The sequence below is a fragment of the Stutzerimonas stutzeri genome (assembly GCF_000590475.1).
Lineage (GTDB): Bacteria > Pseudomonadota > Gammaproteobacteria > Pseudomonadales > Pseudomonadaceae > Stutzerimonas > Stutzerimonas stutzeri_D.
Genome location: NZ_CP007441.1, coordinates 4106208 through 4124014, shown reverse-complemented (window position 1 = coordinate 4124014; position 17807 = coordinate 4106208). Strand labels below are relative to the sequence as shown.

The following is a 17807-nucleotide window of genomic DNA, read 5'->3' as shown; positions in this document are numbered from 1 at the left end:
GCTGTAAGCCATAAGCCGGAGGCTTGAAGCGATTCGGCGCGGTTTTCGGCGTTCAGCTTCCAGCTTCGAGTGAATCCATGCCTTTCGATCTGCAATCCCGCCTAGTCGAACGCCGCGCGGCCCATCTCTATCGCCATCGCCCCCTGCTGGATACACCGCAGCAGCCAGAGGTGACGGTCGACGGCGAGCCGCTCTTGGCTTTTTGCTCCAACGACTACCTCGGGCTTGCCAGCCATCCAGAGGTGATCCGCGCCATGCAGCAGGGCGCGGAGCGTTGGGGCGTGGGTGGCGGCGCCTCGCATCTGGTGATGGGCCACAGCACACCGCACCACCAGCTTGAAGAAGCGCTCGCCGAATTCACCGGCCGGCCACGAGCGCTGCTGTTTTCCACCGGCTACATGGCCAACCTTGCGGCCGTTACGGCGCTGGTGGGGCAGGGCGATACGGTGCTCGAAGACCGGATCAATCACGCCTCGCTGCTCGATGCCGGACTGCTCAGCGGTGCGCGCTTCTCGCGTTATCTGCACAACGATCCGGCCAGCCTGGCCAAGCGGCTGGAGAAGGCGACCGGCAATATCTTGGTGGTAACTGACGGTGTGTTCAGCATGGACGGTGATCTGGCCGACCTGCCAGCCCTGTGCGCCACCGCAAAAGCCCGCAACGCCTGGGTGATGGTTGACGACGCCCACGGTTTCGGTCCGCTGGGCGCGAACGGCGGTGGCATCGTCGAGCATTTCGGCTTGGGCATCGACGACGTGCCTGTGCTGGTCGGCACGCTGGGCAAGGCGTTCGGTACCGCAGGTGCCTTCGTGGCCGGCAGTGAAGAACTGATCGAGACGCTGATTCAGTTCGCCCGGCCCTACATCTACACCACCAGCCAGCCACCGGCGGTCGCCTGCGCGACCCTGAAAAGTCTGGAGTTGCTGCGCAGCGAAGCGTGGCGCCGCGATCACCTGAATCGCCTGATAGCACGCTTTCGCCAAGGCGCTGCCGAGATCGGGCTGACCCTGATGGACAGCCCGACGCCTATTCAGCCGATTCTGGTCGGCAGCAGCGAGCGTGCCTTGAAGCTCTCCGCCGCCCTGCGCGAGCGGGGGATTTTGGTCGGCGCGATCCGCCCGCCCACCGTGCCGGCCGGCAGCGCGCGGCTGCGCGTGACCTTCAGTGCGTCGCATAGCGAGGCGCAGGTGGAACGACTGCTGGATATCCTGGCCGAATGCTGGAATCGATTGGCCGAGGAGCCTGAAGCGAATGCGTAATCAGCTGATCTTATTGCCCGGCTGGGCGTTCGGCCCGGCCGCGTTGCAGCCGCTGTGCGAGGCGTTGGTCGAACTGGCGCCCAATCTCGACGTCGTGATCGAGCCCTTGCCCGAACTGAGTGAGGCGCACGCCTGGCTCGACGAGCTTGACCAACGCCTGCCGCGCGACAGCTGGTTGGCGGGTTGGTCGCTGGGCGGCATGCTGGCCTCACAACTGGCGGCGCGTCGCGTCGATAGCTGCCGCGGGCTGATTACCATCGCCAGTAACCCCTGCTTCCGTGCCCGGCCGCAGTGGCCGGAAGCCATGGGTGCGGACATTTTCGACGCCTTTCACGAGGCGTTCCGGCTCGACCCTGAGGAAACCCTTAAGCGCTTCCGTTTACTCTGCAGCCGGGGTGGCTACGATCCGCGGACACTGGCTCGGCAACTGGAGGTCAGTCAGTCCCAGTCGTCGTCGCAGGTGTTGGATGCGGGTTTGCAGTTGCTGGCTGAGCTGGACGGGCGTGGTGCGCTGCACGGTTATTTCGGCCCGCAGTTGCACCTGTTTGCCGGTAACGATGCGCTGGTGCCGGCAGCTGCCTGCGGCGCGCTGCGGCGTTGGATGCCTGGCATCAAGGCCGAGCTGATGGCCGGCGCGAGCCATGCCCTTGCACTGGAGCGGGCCGATGACGTGGCGGCGGCGATGGTGGCCTTCATCAACGGCGCCTCGGCATGAGTGAGTCGGTCGTGCTGCACGCGCCAGGTGCCGAATCTGCGCTGCCCGATAAGCGTCAGGTGGCCGCGTCGTTTTCCCGCGCCGCGGCCAGCTACGATTCGGTGGCCGATCTGCAGCGAGCGGTCGGTAACGTGCTGTGCGATCGCTTGCCTTGCGGTCTGCGCCCCGCAGCGTGGCTTGATCTGGGGTGTGGTACCGGCTATTTCTCCCGTGCCTTGGCGAGCCGTTTTCCCATCGCCGATGGTGTGGCGATGGACATCGCCGAAGGCATGTTGCAGCACGCGCGACCGCTAGGCGGCGCTGACGCGTTCGTGGCGGGCGACGCCGAGTGTCTGCCGTTGCGCGACGCATCGGTCGACTTGATTTTCTCCAGCCTGGCGCTGCAGTGGTGCGAAGAATTTTCCTCGGTGCTGAGCGAGGCGAACAGAGTGCTGCGCCACGATGGAATCTTCGCCTTCAGCAGTCTGTGCAGCGGCACCCTGCAGGAATTGCGCGACAGCTGGCAGGCGGTGGATGGCTTCGCCCACGTCAACCGTTTCCGCAGTGAGCAAGCCTACCGGCAGCTTTGCGCTGCCAGCGGTTTGAGCGTGGTGAGCCTCGATATGCAGCCGCAGGTGCTGCACTTTGCCGAGTTGCGCCAGCTGACCGCCGAGCTCAAAGCGCTTGGTGCGCATAACCTGAACCCTGGCCGGCCCGGCGGGCTTACCGGGCGGGCGCGAGTTCGCGCGCTGATCGACGCCTACGAGCGCTTCCGCACCCCTGCCGGGTTACCGGCGACCTATCAGGTGATCTACGGCGTGCTGCGCAAGGATGATCGATGACTGCGTTTTTCGTGACGGGCACCGACACCGAAGTCGGCAAGACGACCATTGCCGCCGGACTGCTGCATGCCGCGCGTCTTGCGGGCCTCAGCACCGCGGCGGCGAAGCCGGTGGCGTCGGGCTGCGAGATGACCGTCGACGGGCTGCGCAACAGCGATGCGCTGGCGTTGCACGGCGAGTGCACCCTGCCGATGCGTTACGAGGAGGTCAATCCGTTCGCCTTCGGGCCGGCCATTGCGCCGCACCTGGCCGCACGAGAGGCCGGCGTCGATTTGAGCGTGGCGCGGCTGGTGGACCCGGTCCGACAGGTGCTGGCATTGCAGGCGGACTTTTCGTTGGTAGAGGGGGCCGGCGGCTGGCGCGTCCCATTGGCGGGTCGCGAAATGCTTTCCGAGCTGGCGGTGCAGCTCGGATTGCCGGTGATTCTGGTGGTCGGGGTGCGTCTAGGTTGTATCAATCACGCCTTGCTTAGCGCCGAAGCCATCGAGCGCGACGGGCTGCGATTGGCGGGTTGGGTTGCCAATATCGTCGATCCTTCGACGTCGCGATTGGAAGAAAACCTCGCTACGCTGGCCGAACGCTTGTCAGCGCCTTGCCTGGGCCGCGTCCCGCGCCTGCCGGCAGCGTGCCCCGGTGATGTGTCGCCTTATCTTGATCTAGGTCCGCTCATTACCGCTTGAGAAGTTTGTGGGCCCGCTTATCGCGATCTGTCACTGGCGGCAGCGCTCGGGCTCTGCTTCAATGATGGCTAACTGATCGCACGGGGATCGCAACATGCAGATCAATAACAACCTCCTTTCTGCCGGACTGGGCGCGTACCAGGCCGGACAGCAACGTGTCGATAACGCCGGCACTGCGCTCGCCGCGAGTACCTTGCCGGCTGCCGAGAATTCCCAGACAGTCGCCGATGCGATCGAGCTCACCGAGCAATTGGTTCAGATGAAAGTCGGTGAGCACACCGCGAAAGCGGGCGTGCGACTGTTGCAAACAGCCGATGAAGTGCTCGGTACCCTGATCAATACCAAAGCCTGACACCGCTGGCCGCTCTGGCCGGCGTTCTTTGCCCTAGCGGCGCTTTCTCTCTTATCTCGATATTCATGGCGCCCGACCAACGGCGTCCTGGCCCCTGCTTGACATCGCGCAGGCCTAAACGTATGTTTCAAACGCCTGTTTGACCTGCCGCGTTGGCGGTCACATTCCAAATCCAAGAGTGGCCGGTCGGTCACCTGAACCAAGAACCCACCGCTGAGGTTTACGCTATGCCTGACTACAAGGCCCCCTTGCGCGATATCCGCTTTGTACGCGACGAACTGCTCGGCTACGAAGCGCACTACCAAAGCCTTCCGGGTTGTGAAGACGCCACTCCGGACATGGTCAACGCTATCCTCGACGAAGGCGCCAAGTTCTGTGAGCAGGTGATCGCCCCGCTGAACCGCGTCGGAGACATCGAAGGCTGCACCTGGAGCGAGTCCGGTGTAAAGACGCCGACCGGCTTCAAGGAGGCCTACCAGCAGTTCGTCGAAGGCGGCTGGCCGAGCCTGGCCCACGACGCCGAGCACGGCGGCCAGGGGCTGCCGGAGTCGCTGGGTATGGCGATCAGCGAGATGGTCGGAGAAGCTAACTGGTCCTGGGGCATGTATCCCGGTCTGTCGCACGGCGCGATGAACACCTTGCACGAGCACGGCACGCCCGAGCAGCAGCAGACCTACCTGACTAAGCTGGTGTCCGGCGAGTGGACCGGCACCATGTGCCTGACCGAGCCGCATTGCGGCACTGACCTGGGCATGTTGCGCACAAAGGCCGAGCCTCAGGCCGATGGCAGCTACAAGGTCTCTGGCACCAAGATTTTCATTTCCGCTGGCGAGCACGACATGGCGGACAACATCGTCCATATCGTTCTGGCCCGCCTGCCCGATGCGCCGCAAGGCACCAAGGGCATCTCGCTGTTCATCGTGCCGAAGTTCCTGCCGAGCGTCGAAGGTGGCGTGGGTGAGCGTAATGGTGTGTCCTGTGGCTCGCTGGAGCACAAGATGGGCATCCACGGCAACGCCACCTGCGTGATGAACTTCGATGGCGCGACGGGCTTTCTGATCGGCCCGCCGAACAAGGGCCTGAACTGCATGTTCACCTTCATGAACACGGCGCGTCTGGGTACTGCGCTGCAAGGGCTGGCTCACGCCGAGATCGGTTTCCAGGGCGGCATCAAATATGCCCGCGAGCGTCTGCAGATGCGTTCGCTGACGGGGCCCAAGGCGCCGGAAAAAGCCGCTGACCCGATCATCGTGCATCCGGACGTACGGCGCATGCTGCTGACCATGAAGGCCTTCGCCGAAGGCAACCGTGCGATGCTCTACTTCGCCGCCAAGCAGGTCGATATCACCCAGCGCAGCGCCGACGAAGAACAGCGCAAGGCTGCCGATGCGATGCTCGCCTTCCTGACCCCCATCGCCAAGGCGTTCATGACCGAGGTGGGCTTCGAGTCGGCCAACCACGGCGTGCAGATCTATGGTGGCCACGGCTTCATCGCCGAGTGGGGCATGGAGCAAAATGTTCGCGACAGCCGTATCTCCTGCCTGTACGAAGGCACCACCGGCATCCAGGCACTCGACCTGCTGGGCCGCAAGGTGCTGATGACCCAAGGTGAGGCGCTGAAGGGCTTCACTAAGGTGGTGCACAAGTTCTGTCAGGCCAACGAGGGCAATGAGGCGGTCAAGCAGTTCGTCGAGCCGCTCGCCAAGTTGAACAAGGAGTGGGGCGACCTGACCATGAAGGTCGGCATGGCCGCGATGAAGAACCGCGAGGAAGTCGGTGCCGCTTCGGTGGACTACCTGATGTACTGCGGTTACGCCTGCCTGGCCTACTTTTGGGCCGACATGGCGCGCCTGGCATCGGAAAAGATTGCTGCCGGTGAAGATGCCGATGGTTTCTACACCGCCAAGGTGCAGACCGCGCGCTTCTACTTCCAGCGCATCCTGCCGCGCACCCGCACTCACGTCGAGACCATGCTGTCTGGTGCCGACAATCTGATGGACATGGACGAGGCCCACTTCGAACTGGCGTACTAAGGTTCGAGGGGTATCCAAACCGCCGCTTCGGCAGCGGTTTTTTTTGCTTCGACGAACTCGATTCGTACCTGTGCGCTTCTTGTCGGATGATTGCCTGATCGAGTGCTGGCACAATGCTTGTCTCCTTCACGGCTACCTGCCGGAGCTGTCGTGTCTCGTCCGAACGCTGCACGTTTTTTCAGCCATTTCTACGCGCCGCTGGCATTGCTGCTCGGCGCCCTGGTGGCCTCACGGCAGCCGAATCTCAACGAATTTTTCACCTCGCTGTTCAACGTACTCCCCACCGTTTTGCTCCTGCTTGGCGGAGCGTTCTGCATCGCTTACGGGCGCCTGCGCGAGACGTGCCTGCTGCTGATCGTCTACATCGTTTACTTCGTGCTGGATACCCAGGCGGACCACTACCGCATTACTGGAACACTGTTACCTGAAGCCGCGTTGACGTTCCATCTTTGCAGCCTGTTGTTGCCGGTGCTCTATGGTCTGTACGGGTTGTGGCAAGAGCGGGCTCATCTGCTGCAGGATGGCCTGGCGCGGATGGCCGTGATGTTCGCTGTGGCGGCGGTTGCGTTGGCTCTGGCGCGGCGTTTTCCGCAAGCATTACTCGACTGGCTGATAGAAGTCCGGTGGCCATCGTTAGTGGCGGACTGGCTACAGCTGATCCAGCTCGCCTATCCGGCGTTCCTGCTGGCGCTGACCGGTTTGCTGTTCCAGTACGTGCGTCGGCCGAGACCGGTTCACGCGGCTCAGTTCGTCGGGTTGATCGGTTTGTTGCTGATGCTGCCGCAGGTGTTCAGTCAGCCCGGCGCGCTCAACGTCATGAGCAGCCTGATGATGCTGGTACTGGTCGTGGCGATTGCACAGGAGGCCTACCAAATGGCGTTTCGGGATGAGCTCACCGGACTGCCTGGACGCCGTGCGCTCAACGAACGCTTGCAACGACTGGGACGGCAATACGTCATCGCCATGGCTGACGTGGATCGCTTCAAGGCGTTCAACGATACCCATGGGCACGACGTTGGCGACCAGGTGCTGCGGCTGGTGGCAAGTCGGTTGCGCAAGGTGGGTGGCGGCGGGCGTGCCTATCGTTATGGCGGCGAAGAGTTCGCTTTGGTTTTTCCGGGACGCGATCTGCAACATTGCCTGCCTCACCTGGAGGCGGTCCGGCAGGCGGTCGAAAGCTATCCACTGCAGCTGCGCGACAAGGTCACCCGACCCAAGACCGCCGAGCAGGGACGGCAACGTCGCGGTGCCGGTACCGCTGGCGCGGTTTCAGTGACCGTGAGCATCGGAGTTGCCGAGCGGCTGATGACACAGCGCAGTCCAGAAGAGGTTATCAAGGCGGCGGACCAGGCCCTTTACAGCGCTAAAGGCGCGGGCCGTAATTGCGTTCGGGCGCATGGCGAGAACCGCCGCGGCGCCGTACGCACCTCCAAACAAAGGGCCACCGACGCTGGACAGTTATGACGACGCATTCATCGTCTGCAATGTGATTGTTGAGCGGCCTGGTCTGCCGGTAGCGTGCTGCTTATAACAATGCACCGCGCTGTCTTCTGGAGAACGATATGCCCGCCTACAAGGCTCCCCTGCGCGACATGCGCTTCCTGATCGATGAAGTGTTCGACTTTAACGGCAGCTATGCCGCGAACGGCGCGGACGACGCCACACCGGACATGGTCAGCGCCATCCTCGAGGAGGGCGCCAAGTTCTGCGAGCAGGTGCTCGCGCCGCTCAATCGCAGCGGTGATGAAGAGGGCTGCCATTTCGACAACGGTGTGGTAACGACTCCCAAGGGATTTAAGGAGGCCTTCAGCCAGTACGCCGAGGGCGGCTGGATGGGCCTGGCTTCGGACCCGACTTATGGCGGCCAGGGCTTGCCGCATTCGCTGGGGCTGGTCATTGGCGAGATGGTCGGCTCGGCCAATACGTCCTTTGGCATGTACCCAGGACTGACCCACGGCGCGATGGCCGCTATTGCGGCCCACGGCACCAACGACCAGAAGCAGGCCTACCTGACCCGCATGACCGAGGGTCGCTGGACCGGCACCATGTGCCTGACCGAGTCCCACTGCGGCACGGACCTGGGCTTGATCAAAACCCGCGCCGTGCCGCAGGGTGACGGCAGCTACGCCATCAGCGGCACCAAGATCTTCATCTCCGCCGGCGAGCACGACATGAGCGAAAACATCGTGCATCTGGTGCTGGCCAAGCTGCCCGATGCGCCGGCCGGCACCAAGGGCATCTCGTTGTTCATCGTGCCAAAGTTTTTGCCTGATGCGACGGGCGAAGCAGGCGAGCGCAACGGCGTCGCCTGCGGTTCCATCGAGCACAAGATGGGAATCAAGGCGTCCGCCACCTGCGTCATCAATTTCGACGGCGCCACGGGCTTCCTCATCGGCGAGCCGAACAAGGGCCTGAACTGCATGTTCACCATGATGAACCATGCGCGACTGGGCACGGGAATGCAGGGGCTTTGCAATGGCGAAGCGAGCTATCAGGGCGCTGTTCAGTACGCCAACGAGCGTCTGCAGATGCGCGCACTGAGCGGTGCGAAATTTCCAGACAAGCCAGCCGATCCGATCATCGTCCACCCGGACGTGCGGCGCATGCTGCTCACCATGAAAGCCTTCAACGAAGGCAACCGCGCGCTGGCCTATTTCACCGCACAGTTGCTCGATCAGATCCACAGCCCGGACGAAGGTCAGCGTCAGGAGGCCGAAGCCCTGCTGGCCTTCCTCACGCCGATCTGCAAAGCGTTCATGACCGATACCGGTCTGGAGGTGACTAACCTGGGCATGCAGGTGTTTGGCGGCCACGGCTATATCCGCGAGTGGGGCATGGAACAGCTGATGCGCGATTGCCGCATCGCACCTATTTACGAAGGTACCAATGGCATTCAGGCACTCGACCTGCTCGGTCGCAAGGTCCTCGGCAGCCAAGGCAAACTGATGCTCGGCTTTACCAAGCGGGTGCATCGATTCTGCGAAGCCAACGTCGCACATCCTCAGTTGCAGAGCTATGTGTCGCAGCTGGCCGCCATAAACCGTGACCTGGGCGAGATGACCCAGCGGATCGGCATGGCGGCCATGAAGAACCCCGACGAAGTCGGCGCGGCGTCTGTCGATTATCTGATGTATTGCGGCTACCTGATTCTCGGTTACTTCTGGCTGCGCATGGCCGTGGTTGCCCAGAGCAAACTGGAAGCGGCCGACGGCGATACGGCGTTCTATCAAGCCAAGCTGATCACAGCCGAATTCTATTTCGCGCGCATCCTGCCACGTACCGCCGCGCACAAAGCGGCTATCGAAGCCGGTGGCGCAAGCCTGATGAAACTGCCTGCCGACCAGTTCATCTTCTGACTTTCCTGTTTGCCCTACGCCCGCCTTGTGCGGGCTTTTTTTATGTGAACGGGTCGGAGAACCTGCGGCCTCAAACGGTATGCAGCGGCACCTGAAATCGGGGTGCAGCCACCATCAGCCTGAGAACCGTTTAGTCACTTTAAGACCCTTCGGGCGTCTGTTGGTCTTCAGTTAGACTCGCAAAACTGCTCCGGCCAACCGGCCAGGCGACACGTTTCTGCGAGGTCCTTTTCCATGGCTGACTACAAAGCACCGCTGCGCGATATGCGGTTCGTCCTGAATGAAGTCTTCGATGCCGCGAAGCTCTGGCAGACGTTGCCAGCGCTGGCGGATGTCGTGGATATCGAAACCGCCGAAGCGATTCTCGAGGAAGCGGGCAAAATCACCGCCAATACCATCGCTCCGCTCAACCGCAGTGGTGACGAAGAGGGTTGCCACTGGGTCGACGGCGCGGTCAGCACGCCGGCCGGCTATCCCGAGGCCTATCGCCTGTACGCCGAAGGCGGCTGGGTTGGCGTCGGCGGCGACCCGGCCTATGGCGGCATGGGCATGCCCAAGGCGATCTCTGCGCAGGTCGAGGAAATGATGAACTCTGCGAGTCTGGCGTTCGGCCTCTACCCGATGTTGACCTCCGGCGCCTGCCTGTCTATTTACGCTCACGCCAGCGAGGAGCTGAAGCAGAAATACCTGCCAAATATGTACGCCGGTATCTGGTCCGGTTCGATGTGCCTGACCGAACCGCATGCCGGAACCGATCTGGGCATCATCCGCACCAAGGCGGAGCCCCAGGCCGATGGCTCCTACAAGGTCAGCGGCACCAAGATCTTCATTACCGGCGGCGAGCACGACCTGACCGAGAACATCATTCATCTGGTGCTGGCCAAGCTGCCCGATGCGCCTGCCGGCTCACGCGGCATTTCTCTGTTCCTGGTGCCCAAGGTCATGGTTAGCGAAGACGGCAGCCTGGGTGAGCGCAACAGCCTGAGTTGCGGCTCCATTGAGCACAAGATGGGTATCCTGGCCTCGGCCACCTGCGTAATGAACTTTGACGGCGCCACTGGCTGGATGGTTGGCGAGCCGAACAAGGGTCTCGCGGCGATGTTCACCATGATGAACTACGAGCGTCTGGGCGTCGGCATTCAAGGGTTGTCGACCGGTGAGCGTTCGTACCAAAGCGCCATTGAATATGCACGCGAGCGCACCCAGAGTCGCGCCCCGACCGGCCCGGTGGCGCAGGACAAGGCTGCCGACCCGATCATCGTGCATCCCGATGTGCGCCGAATGCTGTTGACCATGAAGGCTTTGAACGAAGGAGGCCGTGCCTTTTCGAGCTACGTCGCGCTGCAACTGGACATCGCTAAATTCAGTGATGACGCCGAGGCCCGTCAGCGTGCCGAGGCGCAGGTGGCATTGCTGACACCGGTGGCCAAGGCCTTTCTGACTGACATGGGGCTGGAAACGACCATTCACGGCCAGCAGATTTTTGGCGGACACGGCTTCATCCGGGAGTGGGGTCAGGAGCAACTGGTGCGCGACTGCCGCATCACCCAGATCTACGAAGGCACCAACGGTATTCAGGCGCTGGATCTGCTGGGTCGCAAGGTAGTGGGCAGCGGCGGAGGGCTCTATAAAACGTTCTCCGACGAAATTCGCCGCTATTGTGCGGCAGCCGACTCAGAACTCGGCGAGTTCATCGCGCCGCTCAAGTCCGCGGTGGATAACCTTGACGAGTTGACTGCCTTCGTCCTCGACAGCGCGAAGAACAATCCCAACGAGATCGGCGCCGCCTCGGTGGAATATCTCCATGTGTTCGGGTACACCGCTTACGCCTATATGTGGGCACAGATGGCGGGCGCAGCGTGGGGCAAGGAAGGTCAGGATGAGTTCTATGCAAGCAAGCTGGGCACGGCACGTTTCTTCTTTGCGCGCCTGCTGCCACGTATTCATTCGCTGACCGCATCGGTCCGGGCCGGCAGTGCTTCGCTGTATCTGCTCGATGCCGCGCAGTTCTAAAATGATTAATCCGTAAAGGCACAATGAAATTAATTCGCCATGTATGGGAACAATGAGCCACTACCCCAGTCATAAACCTGCATCGTTTGTAGTCAATCACTTACACGCCGAGCCAGGGATGGGCTCCTTGTAAGTGATTGCTTACAAATTGTGGTGCAAAATTGCCACTACAGGTCTTATCGATCGAGCGGTAATCTTTTGCGCTATGGACGCGGCGTAGGGAAGCGCATAGGAAAACACGGAAGCGTAGCGGAACGACGCCAGGAAGGCGCAAGTCACGGATGTCAGGATTCAGTCTGCAAAGGCCCCGCTTCGGCGGGGTTTTCTTTTTCTGGGCAGAAATGCAGCTGGGCAACTCTGGAGCTTAAGCAGCGGCAAATCTAGACGGCTGGCATGCATACCCCAGTGCCGCCGAGCCCACAATAGCCACCCGGGTTCTTCGCCAAGTATTGTTGGTGATAGGCCTCGGCATAATAGAACGGCGGCATCTCACCGATCTCCGTGGTGATTGGTCCCAACCCTTGCTTGTCCAACTCGGCTTGAAAACGCGCCTTACTGTTGCGGGCCTGTGCACATTGCGCATCATCCAGACAATAGATCGCTGACCGATACTGGGTGCCCGTGTCGTTTCCCTGGCGCATGCCCTGCGTCGGGTTGTGAGACTCCCAGAACAGTTTCAGGAGCGCGTCATAGGTGATCTTTTGCGGGTCGAATATCACCAGCACGGCCTCTGTATGCCCGGTCAGGCCGGAGCAGACTTCCTCGTAGGTGGGGTTCGGCGTGTGGCCGCCGGTATAACCTACAGCCGTGCTCCAGACACCGGGCTGTTCCCAGAACCGCCGTTCTGCGCCCCAGAAACAACCCATGGCGAATATTGCCTGCTGCAGGTGAGCCGGAAAGGGGGGTTGCAGTGAATTGCCGTTGACGAAGTGCGCGGCGGGAACAGGAACTGCCGTGGCGCGCCCAGGGAGGGCTTGCTCAGCGTCGGGGAGAGCCTGTTTGTGAACGAGAATTTGCGAACGGAGGGTCATGGTAGTCCTCAAACCTGAGTAGATGGGGCTGCTGGTAGCCTAGGCTACTCGGCGCGCAAAACCAACGCGTGGTTCCTCAGGCCCTACACGGACGAACGGTTTACAGCCAGTGCGGATAACGGCGCAGTGAAACGAGGAGTTGGTTGCCGGGGATGGGCTTGTCAAACAAATAGCCCTGGCCGATATCGCAGCGCTGATGACGCAGAAAGGCCAGTTGTTCAGGCGTCTCGATGCCTTCGGCGACTACCTTCAGGTTAAGGTTGCGGGCCATGGCGATCACGGCGGAGGTGATTTCGATGTCGTCCTGGTTGCCTGGGATGTCCTTGATGAAGCTCCGGTCGATCTTGATCACATCGATGGGGAATTTCTTCAGGTAACTCAGCGACGAGTAGCCGGTGCCGAAGTCATCCATCGCCAATGTCACCCCGAGGGCTTTCAGGCCGATCAACTGCTGGCGCGTCTCCTCAGTGGCTTCGAGCAGCAGACTCTCAGTCAGCTCTAGCTCCAAACAGCCTGGCCGCAACCCTTCTTCGGACAGAATGGTGGCGATCGAGCCGACCAGTTCGGGGTCTGAAAATTGCTTCGGTGAAAGATTGATCGCGATCTGCGGCGAGCCGATACCCAGCGCAGCAAGCTGTAGGCCCATCCGGCACGCCTCGCGGGCCACCCATTTGCCGATGGGGATGATCAATCCGGTTTCTTCGGCAACACTGATGAACTGATCGGGCCGGATCATGCCTTTTTCGGGGTGATTCCAGCGCAGCAATGCTTCCAGCCCCTGCAGTCGACCGCTACGCAGGCAGAGCTTGGGTTGGTAGAAGACTTCTAGTTCGTTTTGCACCAGTGCGCGGCGCAGGTTGTTTTCCACGAAGAGCTTGTAGTTGGCTTCGGCGTGTAAGGCTTCGGTGAACACCTGAACCTGATTCTTGCCGTTGGCCTTGGCCTTGTGCAGGGCCTGGCCTGCGTGCTTCATCAGCGTTTCCGGGTCGCGACCGTGCAGTGGTGAGCAGGCAAGACCCAGCGAGGCGCTGACACTGATCAGTTGCTTGTCGACAAACAAGGGCTTGTCCAGGATGCGCAACACCTGATTTGCCAGATGCTGGCCTTCCTCCAGGTCCATGTCGTCGAGGAGAAGGGCAAACTCATTGCTGGCGAAGCGCGCCAGAACACTGTCCCGGTTGAGGCTGTTGCGCAGACGCCGGGCGAGGCTGGCCAGCAACTTATCGCCGGTTTGATGGCCCAGGCTGTCGTTGATCCGCTTGAAGTTGTCGATGTCCACCAGCAGCAGGCACAGTTGTGGCTGCTTGTCGTTGGCGAAGCGCTCCTCGATGCTGCGGATAAAGAATGGTCGATTGCCGAGGCTGGTCAGGTTGTCGGTGTAGGCCAGGCGCTCGATGTGTTGTTGCGCCACCTTGCTATGAGTGATGTCTTCGTAGATGCCAATGTAATGTGTCAGTTCGCCGTTCTCGCCGTATACCTTGGAGATCGACAGTTGACCCCAGTATGGCTCGAGATTCTTGCGTCGACTGCGAAACTCGCCCTGCCAGCTATTGTTTTTAGCCAGGCTGGATGAGGTGTCGAAAAGCAGCTCGCTGAGGTTTTCCAGCGTAGTCAGCTCTGCGAGACGGCGTCCACGGACCTCATCGGCGGAAAACTGCGTGATGGCGGTAAAGCTCGGATTGACGTAATCGACGACGCCGTTCTTGTCGACCAGTATGAACGCGCTTGCGCTCTGCTCCACTGCGCGCTGGAACAGGTGCAGGGTATGCGTGGCGCTGAGTCGTTGCTGATTGGCCAACACCTGTGCGTACTGATCCGCCAATTCACCCGCGAAGGCCACTTCATCGGCATGCCAGACGCGTGTGCTACCGGAGTGCTCCAGGCAGAGCACGCCAATCACTTCCCCGCCTACTCGAATGGTTGCGTCCAAAATGGAGGCGATTCCCCGCGGTTTGAAAAAGCTGTCGATCAGTTCCTGGGTGCGAGGGTCTTCCCGGACGTTGGTCACGTCGATGGCGCGGCCGCCATGCAGTGCTTCCAGGTAACGAGGGCAGGCAGATATATCCAGCGCTGACGGGTATTCCTGGCTGTCGTTGTCACGCCGGTAAGCGGCAACGGCTTCAAGCTGGTTGCCGTTCAGGTGCCAGATCGCCGCGCGCGCGATACCATAGGCTTCGCAGGCGGCCTGAGTAATCAGCTGTGCAGCTTCAAGTTGTGGATCGGCTGAGCTATAACGGTGCCGGGCCAGGCGCACGATCAGGCTCTGCTGCGCCCGTGAACGAATCAGGTGTTCGAGATGCACATCGGCGGTTTGCTGGTAAATATCCGCTGAAAGATTGGGTGCCGCCTCGGGCAATCCCTGTAGAGGTACCGTGTCAGTTGAACGCGGTTCGACGATCAGGTAGCCCCGTAGTAACTCGCGGCCATACTGCTGGCAGAGTTCGCCGATCTCCAGTAAATCCAGCAAGCCGTTAGCCGAATGCAGGCAATAGCGGATGGAGTAATGGCCCTGAGTGGCCAGTTGGGCCTGGACGATATCGTGCGTTCGCAGACGCACTGCTGGCTCCATCAGGCTGGCGTAGGGGGAATCTATCAGTGAGCACAGTTCGTGGGCCGGCAGACCAAAATGGCGCTCACACGCGGGGTCCAGGTAAAGCAATGCCCAGCTGGATTCATTCAACCGTTCGAAACGCAGCATCCCGAGCCTGGAAGGCACTGGCAACTGCGTCACAACCTCGGTCGCCAAACGGCTGGCGGCATCGGTATGTATTTTCATCGAGCGGTTTGCTTCCAGTATGCTGCGGGGAATCGCCTCGCTAGCCGCAAATCACGGCGTTTTCCTGTGCGAAACGATGGCTAAATAATATTAAGCTACAGCAAGGGTGCATCATGCGACAGGGACTGACAAGCCTGCTTTCGAAGTTACTGTTGATCTCGTTTTTTCTGGGTGCCAGCGTACCGCTGCAGGCCGCTGAAACGGGCACTTTGGCCTCCGAGGAGTCGGCGAACTATCTGGCGGAGTTGAAGGCGCTCTATCTTACCTCCGATGAGCGAAAAGCCCTGCTCGCACACAGTAACGCCTTGCTGGAAACCCATGCTTTGAAAGCGGCCTATCAGGTCGGACAAGCCAATCGGCGGGACCTGAGTTACCGCTTGAGCCTGGGGGCGTCTGGAGAACTGCGTATCCGCGAAGAGCAGCGCGATGCGTCTGGCAATATTGCCGTGCGTAACCGCAGCCTCTCGGTTTTTGGTATGGATCCCTATTTGCAGTATCAATGCCCGCCAGAAGGCATCGTTTGCTCGTTCACCAGCCCGGGCGGCGGCGAACCCTGGTTGACCATACTGCGTGATGCCAAGGGGGCCGAAGAACTGGCCAAGGCATTGTCCTTTCTGTTTCGCAATTTGCAGAAAGGCTAGGCAGCTGCTCGCCGCCACACTGAACTAAAAAGCCCCAGCTTTGGGGCTTGGGGCTTGGGGCTTGGGGCTGAAACGAATAGCCCCGGGCGGCGGGGCTATTCAGCATCAAACGATCACAACAGCATCGTACGGATATCCGCCAACAGCTCGGAAAGACGCTTGGTGAAGCGCGCGGCTGCCGCGCCGTTGATGACGCGGTGGTCGTAGGACAGCGACAGCGGCAACATCAGGCGAGGTTGGAAGGCCTTGCCATCCCAAACCGGCTGCATGGTCGCCTTGGAGACACCCAGAATCGCCACTTCCGGCGCGTTGACGATCGGCGTGAAGCCGGTGCCGCCAATGTGGCCGAGGCTGGATATGGTGAAGCAGGCGCCCTGCATGGCGTCCGGCGAAAGCTTCTTGGTGCGGGCCTTCTCGGCCAGCTCCGCGGCTTCGCCCGCCAGTTGCAGCAGACTCTTCTGGTCGACGTTCTTGATCACCGGTACCAACAAGCCGTCCGGGGTATCCACGGCGAAGCCGATATGGACGTACTTCTTGCGGATCACGGCCTTGCCGCTTGGGGCGAGCGAGGCATTGAATTCCGGCAGTTCCTTGAGCAGATGTGCACAGGCCTTGAGCAGCAGTGGCAAGACGGTCAGCTTGACGCCAGCCTTCTCGGCAACTGCTTTCTGCGATACGCGGAAGGCTTCCAGCTCAGTAATATCTGAGGACTCGAACTGAGTCACGTGTGGCACGTTCAGCCAGCTGCGATGCAGGTTGGCGGCGCCCACCTGCATCAGGCGCGTCATCGGCACTTCTTCGACTTCGCCAAACTTGCTGAAATCGACTTCCGGGACCGGCGGGATGCCTGCGCCACCTATCGCGCCCGCCGCGGCCGTCGCTTGTTTGGCCTTGTTCATCATGCCCTTGACGTAGGCCTGGACATCTTCCTTGAGAATCCGCCCTTTCGGACCGGTGCCCTGAACATCAGCCAGCTCGACACCGAACTCGCGTGCAGTCATGCGAACCGCAGGGCCGGCGTGCACCTTGGTGCCTGCCTTGCTCGGTCCAGTCACAGCCGGGGCTGGCGTTGCGGACGCTTTAGCTTCCGGCACGCCTTGCTTGTTCGGTGCCACGGCCTGTTGCTGAGGCGCTGCTTCCTGCTGCGGCTTCGGCTCGGTTTTTCTCGCCGGGGCTGCGCCTGCGACCTTCAAGGTCAGGATCAGGTCGCCGGTCTTGGCTTCGTCGCCTACCTTGATCGACAGCGATTCCACGACTCCAGCCTTGGGTGCCGGGATTTCCATGCTGGCCTTGTCGGATTCGAGGGTGATCAGCGACTGATCCGCCTCTACGGTATCGCCAGCCTTGACCATGACCTCGATAACGTTTGCGCTGCCGCTGGAGCCGATATCCGGGATACGAACCTCTTCAACGGATTCGCCAGCGGCTTCGGCAGGTGCTTCAGCGGCCTGCTCGGTGAGCTTTTCCTGAGGCTGGCTTTGCGGTGCACTACTGGCCGTTGCCGGCTTGCTTGCTGCTGCGCCTTTGAGGATCAGGATCAGATCGCCCGTGCCGACTTCGTCGCCCACCTTGACCGAAATGCTCTCGACCACGCCGGCGGCAGAAGAGGGGATCTCCATGCTGGCCTTGTCGGATTCGAGCGTGATCAGCGGCTGCTCGGCGGCGATGGTATCGCCAACCTTGACCGAGATTTCGATGACGCTGGCTTTGCCGGAAGAGCCGATATCCGGCACCTTGATTTCCTGCGACTCGCCTTCCTCAGCCGAGGCGGACGGGTTGTCGTCCCCCGGAGGGGTTGGTTCTTCAGCTTCATCAGCCGGACCGCCACTGCTCGCACCGGCGGGCTCGGCAGCGGCTTGCGCTGGCGCCTCGCTGGCCTGTGCTTCTTCGCTTTCAAGCTCCAGCAGCTCATCACCTTCTTTCAGGCGGTCGCCCAGCTTGACCTTCAGGCTTTTCACAACGCCCGCCTTGGGCGCAGGAATCTCCATGCTGGCCTTGTCGGACTCGAGCGTCAGGATGCTCTGGTCGGCTTCGATGCGGTCGCCGACCTTGACGAACAACTCGATTACTTCACCCTCACCGCTGCCGATGTCGGGTACGCGTATGGTTTCACTCACAATAGGTTCTCCT

Annotated in this window: 13 protein-coding genes; 10 read left to right on the top strand and 3 right to left on the bottom strand. The window is 61.2% G+C overall.

The window, feature by feature from the left end:
• The first annotated feature begins 77 nt into the window (after window positions 1-77).
• From bioF to CH92_RS18720, 9 genes are all read left to right on the top strand, one after another.
• On the top strand, window positions 78-1259 hold the full coding sequence (gene bioF, locus CH92_RS18760) for an 8-amino-7-oxononanoate synthase (protein ID WP_025243297.1): 1182 nt from the start codon (window positions 78-80) through the stop codon (window positions 1257-1259).
• Window positions 1252-1974, top strand: a complete 723-nt coding sequence (locus CH92_RS18755; RefSeq protein ID WP_025243296.1) for an alpha/beta fold hydrolase — start codon at window positions 1252-1254, stop codon at window positions 1972-1974. The genes bioF and CH92_RS18755 overlap by 8 nt, the downstream gene beginning before the upstream one ends.
• Window positions 1971-2795 carry a malonyl-ACP O-methyltransferase BioC gene (bioC, locus tag CH92_RS18750; protein WP_025243295.1) on the top strand — a complete coding sequence of 275 codons (825 nt, stop codon included), beginning with the start codon at window positions 1971-1973 and terminating at the stop codon, window positions 2793-2795. The genes CH92_RS18755 and bioC overlap by 4 nt, the downstream gene beginning before the upstream one ends.
• Window positions 2792-3475: a dethiobiotin synthase gene (bioD, locus tag CH92_RS18745; protein WP_025243294.1), complete on the top strand. Its 684-nt coding sequence runs from the start codon at window positions 2792-2794 to the stop codon at window positions 3473-3475. The genes bioC and bioD overlap by 4 nt, the downstream gene beginning before the upstream one ends.
• A gap of 94 nt (window positions 3476-3569) precedes the next feature.
• Window positions 3570-3827 (top strand): hypothetical protein, encoded by a 258-nt coding sequence (locus CH92_RS18740; protein WP_025243293.1) that lies wholly within the window; start codon window positions 3570-3572, stop codon window positions 3825-3827.
• Between the two features lie 227 nt (window positions 3828-4054).
• The gene (locus CH92_RS18735; protein WP_025243292.1) at window positions 4055-5860 is read left to right on the top strand and encodes a phenylacyl-CoA dehydrogenase; all 1806 of its coding nucleotides are present in this window, start codon (window positions 4055-4057) and stop codon (window positions 5858-5860) included.
• Between the two features lie 150 nt (window positions 5861-6010).
• Window positions 6011-7324 (top strand): GGDEF domain-containing protein, encoded by a 1314-nt coding sequence (locus CH92_RS18730; RefSeq protein ID WP_025243291.1) that lies wholly within the window; start codon window positions 6011-6013, stop codon window positions 7322-7324.
• A 98-nt stretch (window positions 7325-7422) separates the two neighbouring features.
• Window positions 7423-9216, top strand: a complete 1794-nt coding sequence (locus CH92_RS18725; RefSeq protein ID WP_025243290.1) for an acyl-CoA dehydrogenase C-terminal domain-containing protein — start codon at window positions 7423-7425, stop codon at window positions 9214-9216.
• A 234-nt stretch (window positions 9217-9450) separates the two neighbouring features.
• The gene (locus CH92_RS18720; protein ID WP_025243289.1) at window positions 9451-11229 is read left to right on the top strand and encodes an acyl-CoA dehydrogenase C-terminal domain-containing protein; all 1779 of its coding nucleotides are present in this window, start codon (window positions 9451-9453) and stop codon (window positions 11227-11229) included.
• A 380-nt stretch (window positions 11230-11609) separates the two neighbouring features.
• On the opposite strand, the gene msrA is transcribed toward CH92_RS18720, so the two are convergent.
• Together msrA and CH92_RS18710 are read right to left on the bottom strand one after the other, a co-directional pair.
• Window positions 11610-12260 carry a peptide-methionine (S)-S-oxide reductase MsrA gene (gene msrA, locus CH92_RS18715; RefSeq protein WP_025243288.1) on the bottom strand — a complete coding sequence of 217 codons (651 nt, stop codon included), beginning with the start codon at window positions 12258-12260 and terminating at the stop codon, window positions 11610-11612.
• A 100-nt stretch (window positions 12261-12360) separates the two neighbouring features.
• The gene (locus tag CH92_RS18710; protein ID WP_025243287.1) at window positions 12361-15036 is read right to left on the bottom strand and encodes a bifunctional diguanylate cyclase/phosphodiesterase; all 2676 of its coding nucleotides are present in this window, start codon (window positions 15034-15036) and stop codon (window positions 12361-12363) included.
• Between the two features lie 113 nt (window positions 15037-15149).
• On the opposite strand from CH92_RS18710, the gene CH92_RS18705 reads away from it, so the two are divergent.
• Window positions 15150-15677: a hypothetical protein gene (locus tag CH92_RS18705; protein ID WP_235206171.1), complete on the top strand. Its 528-nt coding sequence runs from the start codon at window positions 15150-15152 to the stop codon at window positions 15675-15677.
• Window positions 15678-15790: 113 nt separating this feature from the next.
• Here the strand turns inward: CH92_RS18705 and aceF are convergent, their stop codons facing one another.
• Window positions 15791-17794, bottom strand: coding sequence for a dihydrolipoyllysine-residue acetyltransferase (aceF, locus tag CH92_RS18700; protein WP_025243285.1), 2004 nt, complete (start codon window positions 17792-17794; stop codon window positions 15791-15793).
• Between the last annotated feature and the right edge of the window lie 13 nt (window positions 17795-17807).

Bases quoted from the DNA above. Each gene is read 5' to 3' on its own strand.
- bioF (WP_025243297.1), top strand. From the start codon at position 78: ATGCCTTTCGATCTGCAATCCCGCCTAGTCGAACGCCGCGCGGCCCAT.
- CH92_RS18755 (WP_025243296.1), top strand. From the start codon at position 1,252: ATGCGTAATCAGCTGATCTTATTGCCCGGCTGGGCGTTCGGCCCGGCC.
- bioC (WP_025243295.1), top strand. From the start codon at position 1,971: ATGAGTGAGTCGGTCGTGCTGCACGCGCCAGGTGCCGAATCTGCGCTG.
- bioD (WP_025243294.1), top strand. From the start codon at position 2,792: ATGACTGCGTTTTTCGTGACGGGCACCGACACCGAAGTCGGCAAGACG.
- CH92_RS18740 (WP_025243293.1), top strand. From the start codon at position 3,570: ATGCAGATCAATAACAACCTCCTTTCTGCCGGACTGGGCGCGTACCAG.
- CH92_RS18735 (WP_025243292.1), top strand. From the start codon at position 4,055: ATGCCTGACTACAAGGCCCCCTTGCGCGATATCCGCTTTGTACGCGAC.
- CH92_RS18725 (WP_025243290.1), top strand. From the start codon at position 7,423: ATGCCCGCCTACAAGGCTCCCCTGCGCGACATGCGCTTCCTGATCGAT.
- CH92_RS18720 (WP_025243289.1), top strand. From the start codon at position 9,451: ATGGCTGACTACAAAGCACCGCTGCGCGATATGCGGTTCGTCCTGAAT.
- msrA (WP_025243288.1), bottom strand. From the start codon at position 12,260: ATGACCCTCCGTTCGCAAATTCTCGTTCACAAACAGGCTCTCCCCGAC.
- CH92_RS18710 (WP_025243287.1), bottom strand. From the start codon at position 15,036: ATGAAAATACATACCGATGCCGCCAGCCGTTTGGCGACCGAGGTTGTG.
- CH92_RS18705 (WP_235206171.1), top strand. From the start codon at position 15,150: ATGCGACAGGGACTGACAAGCCTGCTTTCGAAGTTACTGTTGATCTCG.